Origin of the sequence: Citromicrobium bathyomarinum (assembly GCF_038594485.1) — a bacterium.
In the GTDB taxonomy this organism is placed as follows: Bacteria; Pseudomonadota; Alphaproteobacteria; order Sphingomonadales; family Sphingomonadaceae; genus Alteriqipengyuania; species Alteriqipengyuania bathyomarina_A.
The window spans coordinates 1,005,001-1,017,619 of sequence record NZ_JBCFZG010000004.1 but is presented as its reverse complement, the minus strand read 5'-3'; the positions used below and the strand labels follow the sequence as shown (position 1 = coordinate 1,017,619).

The 12,619-nt window shown below is 64.3% G+C and carries 11 protein-coding genes, 1 tRNA gene and 1 rRNA gene; 5 read left to right on the top strand and 8 right to left on the bottom strand.

The genetic code is table 11. The annotated features are described in order from the left end of the window. Nucleotides 1-6: 6 nt before the first annotated feature. Nucleotides 7-237, bottom strand: coding sequence for a hypothetical protein (locus tag AAG591_RS10375; RefSeq protein WP_342531145.1), 231 nt, complete (start codon nucleotides 235-237; stop codon nucleotides 7-9). Next, a complete protein-coding gene (locus AAG591_RS10370; RefSeq protein WP_342531144.1) occupies nucleotides 234-998 on the bottom strand; it encodes a class II aldolase/adducin family protein in 765 nt (254 codons plus the stop codon). Before AAG591_RS10370 ends, AAG591_RS10375 begins: the two co-directional genes overlap by 4 nt. 115 nt (nucleotides 999-1,113) lie before the next feature. On the opposite strand from AAG591_RS10370, the gene AAG591_RS10365 reads away from it, so the two are divergent. After that, complete coding sequence (locus AAG591_RS10365; protein ID WP_342531142.1) at nucleotides 1,114-2,490, top strand: MATE family efflux transporter; 1,377 nt, start codon at nucleotides 1,114-1,116, stop codon at nucleotides 2,488-2,490. On the opposite strand, the gene AAG591_RS10360 is transcribed toward AAG591_RS10365, so the two are convergent. Further along, complete coding sequence (locus AAG591_RS10360) at nucleotides 2,477-3,280, bottom strand: sterol desaturase family protein (RefSeq protein ID WP_342531141.1); 804 nt, start codon at nucleotides 3,278-3,280, stop codon at nucleotides 2,477-2,479. The genes AAG591_RS10365 and AAG591_RS10360 overlap by 14 nt on opposite strands. Before the next feature lie 48 nt (nucleotides 3,281-3,328). Here AAG591_RS10360 and AAG591_RS10355 point away from each other — a divergent pair, with 48 nt between their 5' ends. Continuing rightward, nucleotides 3,329-3,904: a TIGR04282 family arsenosugar biosynthesis glycosyltransferase gene (locus AAG591_RS10355; protein ID WP_342531140.1), complete on the top strand. Its 576-nt coding sequence runs from the start codon at nucleotides 3,329-3,331 to the stop codon at nucleotides 3,902-3,904. After that, on the top strand, nucleotides 3,901-4,629 hold the full coding sequence (locus AAG591_RS10350; RefSeq protein ID WP_342531139.1) for a glycosyltransferase: 729 nt from the start codon (nucleotides 3,901-3,903) through the stop codon (nucleotides 4,627-4,629). Before AAG591_RS10355 ends, AAG591_RS10350 begins: the two co-directional genes overlap by 4 nt. 1 nt (nucleotide 4,630) lies before the next feature. On the opposite strand, the gene AAG591_RS10345 is transcribed toward AAG591_RS10350, so the two are convergent. Beyond that, nucleotides 4,631-5,665, bottom strand: a complete 1,035-nt coding sequence (locus AAG591_RS10345; protein ID WP_342531138.1) for an SDR family oxidoreductase — start codon at nucleotides 5,663-5,665, stop codon at nucleotides 4,631-4,633. A 113-nt stretch (nucleotides 5,666-5,778) separates the two neighbouring features. Here AAG591_RS10345 and AAG591_RS10340 point away from each other — a divergent pair, with 113 nt between their 5' ends. Beyond that, nucleotides 5,779-7,200: a dihydrolipoyl dehydrogenase family protein gene (locus tag AAG591_RS10340; protein ID WP_342531136.1), complete on the top strand. Its 1,422-nt coding sequence runs from the start codon at nucleotides 5,779-5,781 to the stop codon at nucleotides 7,198-7,200. Next, complete coding sequence (locus AAG591_RS10335) at nucleotides 7,176-8,192, top strand: radical SAM protein (RefSeq protein ID WP_342531135.1); 1,017 nt, start codon at nucleotides 7,176-7,178, stop codon at nucleotides 8,190-8,192. The genes AAG591_RS10340 and AAG591_RS10335 overlap by 25 nt, the downstream gene beginning before the upstream one ends. Nucleotide 8,193: 1 nt before the next feature. Here AAG591_RS10335 and AAG591_RS10330 read toward each other — a convergent pair whose 3' ends face one another. The 4 genes from AAG591_RS10330 to rrf all read right to left on the bottom strand — a co-directional run bounded on the left by AAG591_RS10330 (nucleotide 8,194) and on the right by rrf (nucleotide 12,595). After that, a complete protein-coding gene (locus tag AAG591_RS10330) occupies nucleotides 8,194-10,284 on the bottom strand; it encodes a malate synthase G (RefSeq protein WP_342531263.1) in 2,091 nt (696 codons plus the stop codon). Nucleotides 10,285-10,388: 104 nt separating this feature from the next. Continuing rightward, complete coding sequence (locus AAG591_RS10325) at nucleotides 10,389-11,789, bottom strand: class II fumarate hydratase (RefSeq protein WP_425341659.1); 1,401 nt, start codon at nucleotides 11,787-11,789, stop codon at nucleotides 10,389-10,391. A 510-nt stretch (nucleotides 11,790-12,299) separates the two neighbouring features. Then, nucleotides 12,300-12,376: transfer RNA gene (locus tag AAG591_RS10320), tRNA-Met, on the bottom strand. A gap of 104 nt (nucleotides 12,377-12,480) precedes the next feature. After that, nucleotides 12,481-12,595: ribosomal RNA gene (gene rrf, locus AAG591_RS10315) — 5S ribosomal RNA — on the bottom strand. Nucleotides 12,596-12,619 lie beyond the last annotated feature (24 nt).

The window sequence follows — 12,619 nt, the reverse complement described above, 5'->3', positions numbered from 1 at the left end:
TGGTTCCTAATCGGCGTAGAATTCGACCAGATGGCATCGCTCGCAGCGGAAAGCGCGCAGCGGCTTGAGCTCTTTCTTCTCGACCTTCACGCTGCCGGTCCATCCGGTCTTGGGTGTTCCTTCTTGCCAGCGCGCAGGCTGCACCTCGCCATAGCCCATGTCGAGAACGAAACCTTCGGCGCTGCGGCCGCCGCACTTGCCGCAATGGCGCGCCTCTGCCGCCGCCTGATCGCTCACTGCTGCCAGCTGTCGTCGATCCGGGTGGCCTTGCGCTTCCATGCTTCGAAATCGAAGATACCCGCGCCACCCTGGCCCTGCATCACCGAAAGATCGCGCTGATGCACATCGACCACTTCCTGCGGCACGAGATGGGGGTTGCCCATGCTCAGCGTCGCGACCTGAATCTCGCACGCGCGCTGCAGTGCCCACATCTTCAGGAACATGCCCTGGATCGTCTTGTCCAGTACCACCGGGCCGTGATTGCGCAGCAACAGGATCGACTTGTCGCCAAGGTTCTCGACCAGCCGGTCGCCTTCTTCCGCGCGGACCGTCACGCCCTCGAAATCGTGATAGCCGACCTGATCCTGGAAATTGCAGGCGTAGAAGTTGGTCGGCAGCAGACCGTCCTTGTGGCTGCATACCGCCATCGTCGCGGTGGTGTGGACGTGGCAGATCGCATTCGCGCGCTCGCCCAGATGCTTGTGGAAATGCGCGTGCTGGGTGAAGCCCGCCTTGTTCACCATATAGGGCGAACCGCCGATATTATTGCCCTCGACATCGATCTTCACGAGGTTCGACGCAGTCACTTCCTCGTACAGCAGGCCGAAGGGGTTGATCAGGAAGGCACCCTCTTCGCCCGGCACGGCGACCGAGATGTGGTTGTAGATCGATTCCGTCCAGCCGAGCAGGTCGAAGATGCGATAGCACACGGCCAGGTCCAGCCGCGCCTGCCACTCTTCCTTCGAACATTCGTAATCCAGCTTCGCCTGCGTCGCCATCGGGCCTCTCCTTCATGTCTGTTTGCCACGCATGATAGGGCATCGCGTGGCGCGCGCACAAGCGTGCCGATTTGGCGCTTTAGCTTGCGCAGCGTTCGGTCTACCGCCCCGCGCAATGAGCAAACAAGCCAAGCTGACGCGCGGGAGCATTCCGGGCCATCTCGTCACCCAGACCGTGCCGATGATCATCGGGGTCGCCGCGATCATGTCGATCAGCCTGATCGACGCCTACTTCATCGGCCAGCTGGGGCCCGATCCGCTTGCCGCGATCAGCTTTATCTTCCCGATCACCGTGGCCCTCACCAGCCTTGGCGTGGGCGTAATGGTCGGCATCAATTCGGTCGTCGCGCGATCGCTGGGTGCGGGCGATCACGATCAGGCCGCACGCCGCGCCAATCTGGGCGTCGTATTCGCGGCAGCGGTCGGGGTGACGCTGGGCGTAGCGCTGTGGCTGCTGCAGGAACCGCTGTTTCGGCTGATGAACGCGCCGGACACCCTGCTGCCGCTGATCCGCGACTATATGGACCCGTTCGCGCTCGCCTTCCCCTTCCTGCTCGTGCTGATGGGCTTCAACGGCGTTCTGCGCGGTCAGGGCGAAGCGAAGATGAGCAGTTTCATCAACGTCGCCTACGCGGCGGTGAACTGGGTGCTCGACCCGTTGCTGATAACCGGCGCATTCGGGTTCGATGGGATGGGGATTGCAGGTGCGGCATGGGCCACGCTGATCGGCTGGGCGATCGCGGTGGTGCTGGCGGTGTTCTGCGTCGGACGAACCCACCTGCCGTTCAATCCTGCGCTCATCCGCCAGTGCGAGAACCCGCGCGAACCGATCATCGCGATCATGCGCGTGGCGGGGCCAGCCTCGTTCTCCAACGCGATCAACCCCATTGGGCTTTCCGTGCTGACCGCGCTGATCGCTCTCGAAGGGCAGAGCGCGGTTGCAGCATTCGGTGCTGCGGGCCGGTTGCAGAGTTTCGCCATCGTCCCGCTGCTTGCGCTATCGGGTTCGATCGGGGCGATCGTCGGCCAGAACTGGGGCGCGAACCAGCCGGAGAGATCGCGTGCAGCTGCGCGCGGTGCAGGGCTGTTCTCGGTCATCTACGGGCTGGTCATTGCAGTCGCGCTGGTCGCGGCGGCCAGGTGGTTCGCGGGATTCTTCACGGACGACCCCGCCATCGTGCGGCAATTCGCGCGTTACCTAGAGATCGCCGCGTGGGGCTATGCCGGGTTCGGCCTGCTGATCGTGGGCAACGGCATCCTCAACGCGGTCGACAAGGCGAGCCTCGCGCTGGCGCAGAGCTGCGCGCGCGTGTTCATGGTGATGCTGCCCTTCGGCTGGCTGCTGCGGCCGATGTGGGATTCGGATGCGATCTACGCCGCCGAACTCGCCGCGAACGTGATCGGAGGGTTGGTGTCGGTGGTGATCGTGTACCGGGTGCTCAAGGGAAAACCGAAGAGCGGGACGAAGCGCGACGAGCCTATCGCAGGCTGACATTACCTGACGGCAGCGGTTCCGGCGTAGCGCGAAACGGTGCAAGCAGACTGTTCCCGAGCGTGAGATCGGCCAGCGAGGCACGATCCGCAACCCCGATATCGATGCAGTCCTGCGGCTTGCGGCGTAGCGTTCCGTGCAGCCGGTCCCACAGGCTAAGCCCGCTTGTCCAGTTGCTATCCATCTCTTCGGGCACCTTCGAGTGATGGACGCCGTGCATCTTCGGCGTGGTGAAGACGAGCGACAGACTATCGTCCCAGCGGCCCGGCAGGCGCAGGTTGGAATGGTGGAACAGCACCGATGCGTCGAAGAACCGGCGGTGCGCCATCAAAATCGTCGGATCGGCACCGCTCAGCACCACCTGCGCCACCCGGAACGGCAGCGACACCAGCATGTCGACCGCGTGGAAGCGCAGCGCAGTGGTCATGTCCATGTCGGGGTCGATGTGGTGCACCCGGTGGAAGCGCCACAGGAACGGCACCCGATGCGTCGCGATGTGCCACCAGTAGTAGGCGTAATCCATCGCCGCGACGCCGAGCGCGACCTGTAGCGGACGCGGCAAGGGGATCGCCTGCACCAGACCATGCCGGTTGTTCTTCGCCAGCCGCTTGAGCAGCGGCATCTCGATCGCGGTGACGACCAGCATCGTGCCCGCGCCCAGCGCGATATTGCGCACCTGCCGGGTTGAGGTTTCGTGCGTCTGGCGGCGCAGGGGCCGCGCGCGCTCCGCAAGCCACAGCCCGCCGATCAGCGCGATGCCTGCGATGGCCAGAGGGGAAATGCGCGCCATGGCCACATCTTATGGGAAAGCCCGCGGCTTGTCGCTATGCCGCATCGCATGACGCCCGAGATCGCCATCTTCGCCCGCTGGCCAGAGCCGGGCAAGGCCAAGACCCGGCTGATCCCCGCGCTGGGGGCCGAGGGTGCGGCGAAACTCTACGCACGGCTGCTGGAGCTGACCGTGCACGAGGCGCGCGCTTCGGGCCTGCCCTTCCACCTGCGCATTACCGGCGACGATCCAGCACGCTTCCGCGACTGGTTGGGCGACGACCTCGACGTGCGCGATCAGGGCGATGGCGATCTGGGTGAAAAGCTCGCGCGCGTGCCCACGCCGGGCCTGATGATCGGCAGCGACTGCCCCGGCCTCACCGCCGCGCTGCTGCGCGAGACAGCCGACGCCCTCGCCACGCACGCAGCGGTGATCGGTCCGGCGGATGACGGCGGTTACTGGCTGCTTGGCCTGCGCGATCCCTGCCGCAACCTGTTCACCGACATGGCGTGGAGCACCCCGCAGGTCTATCCCGAAACCAGGCGGCGGCTCGATGCGCTCGGCATCACCCCGTACCTGCTGCCCGAACTGACCGACATCGACACGGGTGACGATCTCGAAGCATGGCCGGAGCTGCTCGCGTGAGCGAAGCTGCCGTCGCCATCGTAGTGCCTGTCCTCGATGAAGCAGTGGCTCTTCCGGCGCTCATATCGCATTTCGCCACGCTCGACCCGCCACCCGCACAGATCATCATGGTCGATGGCGAGAGCGAGGACGAAAGCGTCGCACTCGCCACCCAGGCGGGCTGGCGCGTCATCACTGCCGAACGCGGGCGTGCGCGCCAGATCAATGCAGGTGTCGAAGCTGCCACCGGGCCGCTTGTCTGCGTCGTCCATGCCGACAGCTTCCCGCCTGCCGATATGGTCGCGGTTATCCGTGAGACGTTGAGCGACCGGAGGACTGCGCTCGCCAGCTTCACCCCGCTGATCACCGGGACCAGGACCCGCTGGCTGACCAGCGCGCACAACTACGTGAAGACGTGGTACGCCCCGCTCGTCACCCGCCCGCACCTGTTCGTGCGCGGCGTGCGGCTGCTGTTCGGCGACCACGCGATGTTCTTCCGCCGGGAGGATTTCCTCGCAATCGGCGGATGCACACCCGGCGATATCGTAATGGAAGAGGCCGACCTGTGCGTGAAATTCGCGCGGCTTGGCCGTATCCGCATGGTCCCACGCATCGTGCGCACCTCCGACCGGCGAATTGCGGCGTGGGGCCCGCTGAAGGCGAACTGGATCTACTTCAAGGTCGGCATCCTGTGGGCGCTTGGCCTGCGCGATCGCATGGCGCGCGACTACCCGGACGTGCGATAAGCTACGTTGCCATTGCCGAGGCGGTGGGCAGGAACCCTTCGGAGACGCAGAAGTCGATCAGCCGCCGCAGATAGGCGGTATCCGCCGGTTGCGATGCGAGCCCGGTGACCGAGCGAAAGCGGCTGTCGTCGAAACGAGGATCGCGCTCGAAATAGCTCGCGTAGAGCGCCGAGACGCGCCCGTGCAGGCGGCGTTCCAGCGGGGGGAGGCTGGCATGGTCGAACGCTTGCGGATCGACCAGCGTCGGCTCGTGCAGGCCTTCGACGCCGCCGATCCCCTTGGCGAAGTCGACCATCGGCAACGGTTCGGACGAAACGAGATGGTAGGTGCCACCCCTCGCCTTCTCCCAGTTTGCAACCAGCGCGACGATCCCACCTGCGACATGGTCGACAGGCACGAAATTGAGCGTGGCGTTCGCCCCTGCCGGGACCAGCCGGATGCGTCCCTCAGCGATCAGCTTGAAGGCGAGGTAGATCGCATCGAACTGGCGGATGCGGCCGGTCGCGTATTCGCCCAGCGTAATAGCAGGTCGTGCGATGGCCCAGTCGACTTGCGACGCGCGCACCAGCCGCTCGGCCGCCGCCTTGCTCTTCTCGTAACCATTGGCGAAGCCAGCAGTGGGCAGCGGGTCGTCCTCGCGGATTTCACCATCCCGCTTGCCGCAGACATAGGCGGTGCTGACTTGGAGCAGCCCTGCCCCGCCCGCCTCGGCCAGCGCGAGCACATTGGCGGTGCCTTGTGTGTTGACCGCCGCATAATCCTCGTCCGTCAGGTCGAAGCGGATCGTCGCGGCGCAATGCACGACGAGATCGGTGTCGCGCGCCAGCCGCGCGAAAGTGCTTTCGTCCAGCCCAAGTCTTTCCTGACGGATATCGCAGGCCTGCTCCTCAAAAACGGACACGCGCGCGCCATCATTGCCGCGCACTTCCGGATTGCGATGCACCAGCGCCGTGACGCGGTGCCCGGCCGCGACCAGCCGCGCGCAGACCTCTCCGCCGATCAGACCAGCGGCTCCTGTGATAAGGATTTTACTCAACGGACGTTGCGTCGAAGCAGCGTGAATATCATGAAACCTGTCGACCTCCGGCTACGTACATGCCTACACACCACACGTCCGCGTCGGTCGGCAAGGTGGGTTGAGGGGCGAGCATGGGATTTACGCACGATGTCATCGTGATCGGGGCTGGCGCGGGGGGACTCACCGCTGCCGGGGGCTGCGCCCTGTTCGGCCTGAAGGTCGCGCTGATCGAGCGCGCAGAGATGGGCGGCGAGTGCCTCAATAATGGCTGCGTCCCGTCCAAGGCGCTGATCACGGCTGCGAAGCGCGCGGCAACCGCCAACATCCAGACCCGCTTCGGCGTGCAACTGGGCGCGCCGCGCATCGACTGGCCGGGCGTGCACGCGCATATCCACGAGACCATCGCACGGATCGCCCCGCACGACAGCGTCGAGCGGTTCGAGGAGATGGGCTGCGACGTCTATCGCGGCCACGCCAGCTTCGTCGGCAAGCGCAAGGTGCAGGTTGGCGATGCTACGCTCTCGGCCCCGCGGATCGTGATTGCGACCGGTTCCGCGCCTGCGGTGCCACCGATCGAGGGGTTGGACGCCATCCCTTACCTCACCAACGAGAATATCTGGGATTTGCAGGTTCTCCCGCAGCATCTCGTCATCGTCGGCGGCGGGGCGATCGGGATGGAAATGGCGCAGAGCTTCCGCCGCCTCGGCAGCGAAGTCACCGTGATCGAACCGGGGGCGCTGTTGAGCCGCGACGATCCGGACTCGGTCGCGGTGGTGGTCGAACGCATGGAGGCCGAAGGCGTGATGTTCGTGCGGGGCACAGCGGCAAAGGTCGTCCCCGGCGCTCTCGGCAGCTTCACCCTGACGCTGGAAGACGGGCAGGAGATCGCGGGCACGCACCTGCTGCTCGCCACCGGTCGCAAGGCGCGTGTCGAAGGCTACGGGCTGGAGGAGATCGGCGTCGAACTGGGGCGTAACGGCATTGCCGTCGACGAACGAAGGCGCACCAGCCTCAAGCATATCTACGCCATCGGCGATTGCCGCGAGGGGCCTCGGCTGACGCATGTTTCGGGCTACGAGGGCAGTAATGTCGCGCTCGAAATCACGCTCGGCCTGCCGACCAAGGTCGACTGGTCAGCGCTGCCCTGGTGCACCTATACCGACCCCGAGGTGGCGCAGATCGGGATGACCGAAGCGCAGGCGCGCGAGAAGCTGGGCGACAAGCTGGTCGTGGTGCGCGAAGGTTTCGACGACAACGAACGCGCCATTGCGGAAGACGACACGCGAGGCCACCTCAAGGTGGTGATGGATGGCAAGAAGATTTTGGGCGCAAGCATTGTCGGCAGGAATGCGGGCGAAATGCTGCTGCCGTTCAGCCAGCTGATCACCGGCAAGGCAAGCACCTTCGCGCTCGGCAGCGCCATCGTCGCCTATCCGACCCGCAGCGAGATCACCAAGGCGGCGGCCTTCAGCGCGTGGGAGGGTACCGTCTTCGGCAGCGTGCCCAAAGGCTATGCCAAATCGCGCGCATGGCTGCGCAAGATCACCCGCTGATGGCGTCCCGCTCCAAAAGCCGCAACACGCCGCAAGGCCCCTCCCCGTTCGCGGTCGAGGCCGAGGCGCTGCCCGAAGGCAAGTTCACCGGTCCCGATGTCACCGCAGACGGGTCGCAGCGCGCGGAGGTTCCTCTGCTGGAGCTGGAGACGCTGTGGCTGTGCACCGGCACGCTGTGCAATCTCGCCTGCGCGACCTGCTATATCGAGAGCAGCCCGACCAACGATGCGCTGGTCTATCTCACCGCCGAGCATGCCGCGCGCTATTTCGACGAGATCGAGCGCGACGGCTGGCACACGCGCGAAATCGGCTTCACCGGCGGCGAGCCCTTCATGAACCCGCACTTCATGGCGATGGTGGAGGATGCGCTGTCGCGCGGGTTCGACGTGCTGGTGCTGTCGAACGCGATGAAGCCGATGCGGCGGCACGAAGAGAAATTGCTCGCCTTGCAGAAGGCTCACGGCGCGAAGCTCACCATCCGAGTGAGCCTCGATCATCACACCAAGGCGGTCCACGAAGGGGAGCGCGGCGCGAACAGCTGGGACGCGGCGATCGACGGTCTCAAATGGCTCTCCGACAATGGGTTCGCCATCGCCGTCGCGGGCCGGTTGCTACCGGGCGAAGGCATGATCGAGGCGCGCGAGGGATATGGAAAGCTGTTCGAACGCGAAAATATTCGGGTAGACGCGCAGGACCCGGCGCGATGCGTGCTGTTTCCCGAAATGGACGCGGACAAGGACGTGGCCGAGATCACCACTGCGTGCTGGGATATCCTTGGCAAATCACCCGAGGATATCATGTGCGCGACAAGCCGCATGGTCGTCCACCGCAAGGGAGAACCCACCCCGCGCGTCGTCGCCTGCACGCTGATCCCCTATGATCGCGGGTTCGACCTTGGCGAAACGCTTGCCGAAGCGAACCGCGCGGTGAAGCTCAACCACCCGCACTGCGCGCGCTTCTGTGTGCTCGGCGGTGCGAGTTGCTCGGCCTGAACTAGCCCCCCGCCTTCACCTTCTGGCGAAACGCGTGCAGCAGCGGCTCGGTATAGCCGCTCGGTTGTTCGGCCCCTTCGAAGATCAGCGCGCGCGCTGCCTGGAAGGCCATGCTTCCCTCCGGATCGCTGGCCATCGGGCGATAGGCGGGGTCGCCCGCGTTCTGCATGTCGACCTTCTCGGCCATCTTTACCAAAACCTCGTCCACCTGCTGCGGGCTGACCACGCCATGCTCCAGCCAGTTGGCAATGTGCTGACTGGAAATGCGCAGCGTGGCACGATCTTCCATCAGGCCGATATCGTCGATGTTGGGAACCTTCGAACAGCCGACACCCTGATCGATCCAGCGGACCACATAACCAAGAATACCCTGCGCATTGTTCTCAAGCTCTGCGCGGACGTCCTCTGCCGGCCAGTTCACCCCATCGGCGAGCGGGATCGCCAGCAGGTCAGAGAGCGGCGCGATCCCTTCCTTCGAGCGTTCGCCCTGACGTTCGAACACGTCGACCAGATGGTAATGCGTCGCATGCAGGGTCGCGGCGGTGGGTGACGGGACCCACGCCGTATTCGCGCCCGACATCGGGTGGCCGATCTTCTCGCTCAGCATATCCGCCATCCGGTCGGGCATGGCCCACATGCCCTTGCCGATCTGAGCCTTGCCCGACAGGCCGCAGGCGAGGCCAATCTGGACATTGCGATCCTCGTAGGCGGCAATCCAGAGTGTTTCCTTCATCGCGCCCTTGCGGAGCATCGCGCCGCCCCGCATCGAGGTGTGGATTTCGTCGCCCGTACGGTCGAGGAAGCCGGTGTTGATGAACATGATCCGGTCTTTCACCGCATGGATGCACGCGGCGAGATTGGCGGAGGTGCGCCGTTCCTCGTCCATCACGCCGACCTTGATCGTGTTGCGATCCAGCCCGAGCATATCCTCCACCGCGTCGAACAGGTCGTTGGTGAACGCGCATTCCTCGGGCCCGTGCATTTTCGGTTTGACGAGATAGATCGATCCGGCCCGGCTGTTCTTCAAACCTCCGCTTCGCCGCAGATCGTGCAGTGCGATGGTCGCGGTCATGATCGCGTCGAGAATGCCCTCGGGCGCCTCGCCTCCGTCCGGCAGCACCACGGCGGGTGTCGTCATCAAGTGGCCGACATTGCGCGCGAGTAGCAGGCTGCGCCCTGGCAAAACGAACGGCTTGCCCTCCAGATCGACATATTCGCGATCCGGATTGAGGGTGCGGGTCATCTCCTCCCCGCCCTTCATGAAGGTTTCGGCCAGATCGCCCTTCATCAGGCCGAGCCAGTTGGAATAGCCCAGCACCTTGTCCTCGGCATCGACGGCCGCAACCGAGTCCTCGAAGTCGCAGATTGTCGAGAGCGCCGATTCGAGGATGATGTCGGCCACGCCAGCCTTGTCGGTCTTGCCGACGGGATGATCGGGATCGATCACGATCTCGATATGCAGCCCATTGTGGCGGATCAGCCAGTTCTCGCCAGACCTGCCGACGACCTTCGCATCGCCCTTCAGCCTGGGCTCGGTGCCATCCCAGTTGCGCCAGATTTGTCCATCGAGCGGAACCGCGCGGTCGAGGAACTGGCGCCCCCAGTCGATCACCTGCGCGCCGCGTTCCTCATCGTAACCACCCTTCGCAGGCTGGCCGGGAATGGCGTCGGTGCCGTACAGCGCATCGTAGAGACTACCCCAGCGCGCATTGGCGGCGTTCAGCAGAAACCGGGCATTGAGAACCGGCACCACCAGCTGAGGCCCGGCAATTTGAGCCAGTTCCGGGTCGACATTCTGCGGATTCACACTGAACGCATCAGGCTCCGGCACCAGATAACCAAGCTCCGTCAGGAAAGACCGGTACTGCTCGGCATCGATCGGTGCGGGGTTTGCACGGTGCCAGTCGTCGATCTTGGACTGCAGCGCCTCGCGCTTTTGCAAAAGGTTGCGGTTCTCGGGCACGAAGCGGTGGAATATCTCCGCCGACTTCTCCCAGAAGGCATCTGGCGCAATATCCAGCCCTGGAAGCAAGCGCGCCTCGACGAATTCCGCCAGTTCATCGGCAACCTTCAGTCCAGCGAGTTCGCGCATACCCATCCCCTATCCTTTTTCTTTTCCGGCCATTTCGCAGGTGCACAATATGCTTGGCGTGGCCCACCCGCCCAAGTCAATTGCGAATTGAGACCCAATCGTGGTCAGGCCCCCGCCACTCCGTGACCGATCATCGTTACCGGCCTTACGATCCGGTCGTAATCCTCGGCACTTACCTTCCCACTGGCGATCGCCTCCTCGCGCAGTGTCGTGCCGTTCGCATCTGCCGCCTCCGCGATATGCGCCGCGTCGATGTAGCCGATCTCCGGCACCAGCGCTGTCACGAGCATCAGCGACTGTTCGCGCAAGCTTGCAATCCGCTCCTTATCCAGCTCAGTCCCATCGATCGCGTGGGTACGGAAGCTGGCACAGCCATCGGCAAGGATGCGGATCGAATGCAGCACATTCGCGGCGATGACGGGCCGCATCGCGTTCAATTGCAGATTGCCCCAGCTGCCCGCCATTGCATTGGCCGTATCGTGCCCGATCACCTGCATAGCCACCATCAGCAGCGCCTCGCTCTGGGTGGGATTGACCTTCCCCGGCATGATTGAGGATCCGGGCTCGTTCTGAGGCAGTTTCAGCTCTCCGATCCCACAGCGCGGGCCGCTCGCGAGCCAGCGCACATCGTTGGCGATCTTGATCAGCGCTACGGAAACTCCGCGCAAAGCCGCCGACAACCGCACCGTCGCGTCGAGCGTCGCCTGCGCATGAAACTTGTTGGGCGCGGTGCGGATGGGTAGCCGAGTCAGCCGCGCGATCTCCGCAGCGACATCCTCTGCAAAACCGTCGGGCGCATTGAGCCCGGTGCCCACCGCCGTCCCGCCAAGCGCAATCTCCAGCAGGGCCTCGCGCGCATGGGACAGGTCACAGGCCGCCACACGCAGAGCCTCGGCCCATGCGCTCCATTCCTGTCCGACCGACAGGGGGACCGCGTCCTGCAAGTGCGTGCGACCGATCTTGGTAACATCCTTCCACTGGCACGCCTTCCGCTCGATCACCTCGGCCAGTTCCTCAAGCTCGGGCAGAAGCTGCGCATCGAGCGCGCCGATCATGGCAAGGTGCATGGCAGTGGGGAACGTATCGTTCGAGGACTGGCTCTTGTTCACGTCGTCGTTGGGCGCAACGGGCGTCTGGCTGCCCAGTTCGCCGCCCAGCAGCTGGATCGCGCGATTGGCGATCACCTCGTTGACGTTCATATTGGTTTGCGTACCCGAGCCTGTCTGCCACACGCGTAGCGGGAAATGGTCGTCCAGCTCACCGGCGACCAGTTCGTCGCACGCCATGGCAATGGCCTCGCACTTTTCCTGCGGCAGCAGGCCCTGGCGCGCGTTGACGATGGCGGAGGCCTTCTTGAGGTAACCATAGGCGCGGCACAGTTCGATCGGCATCCTATCGTCGCCGATGGCGAAATGTTCCAGCGAACGGGCGGTCTGCGCGCCCCAATAGCGGTCGGCGGGGACCCGGACCTCACCCATCGAATCGAATTCGACGCGCTCACCCATGCTCTCGATGCCGACCGGAAGGTCGTGATCAATGCGCCCTTTATCTGTCACGGCGGTCCTTTCCGGTGCTTATTTCGAAAACCGAGCGCATCGCCGCTCGTTCCCGATTCCGGCCGGACCGAGGAGTGAGCATGGCCCGTTGAGGGGCACTGCGTCATGCTTCCGACGTGCGGGAGGCGGAGATACCTTGGCCCGGGAACAGGCCATCCCCGGATCCCGTCATTCGAGATGTCGCGACTAGCCCGCCGCCGAGCGGGAGGCCTTGAACAGATCTCTCCATTACTCATGCCCCGACAAAGCAGGACGCGGAAACTGTTTGGACAGGCCCGGCGCTGCGAAGCGGAATGGCTCATCTGGATTCCGATTCTGCCAACCGAGGGAGCAGCCTTTACACGGTCACCCAAAGGGGCTGCGCGAGCGCATCTGCCAAACGACGTGCCGAAGTCCCCACACAGAAAAAGCCCCGCTGTAAGCAGCGAGGCGAAAAGTGTGGTGATCTCGGGGGTTCGGTGGTTGCGGGAGTTGGATTTGAACCAACGACCTTCAGGTTATGAGCCTGACGAGCTACCGGACTGCTCCATCCCGCGGCACCGATTGTCGGCGTCAGAGACGCCAAAAGGGCCGCCCTGTAACGGGTCAGCCCTTCGACTTGTGAATGGGTTTGTTTTCCCCGCTGCCCGCAAGCTGCAATGCCTCGCGGCGACCTACTCTTCCAGTGCTTGAGCACTAGTACCATCGGCGCTGCCTGGTTTCACGGCCGAGTTCGAGATGGGATCGGGTGGGTCACAGGCGCTATGACCACGAAGCAATGAAGCTTGCGTGCAGCGGGC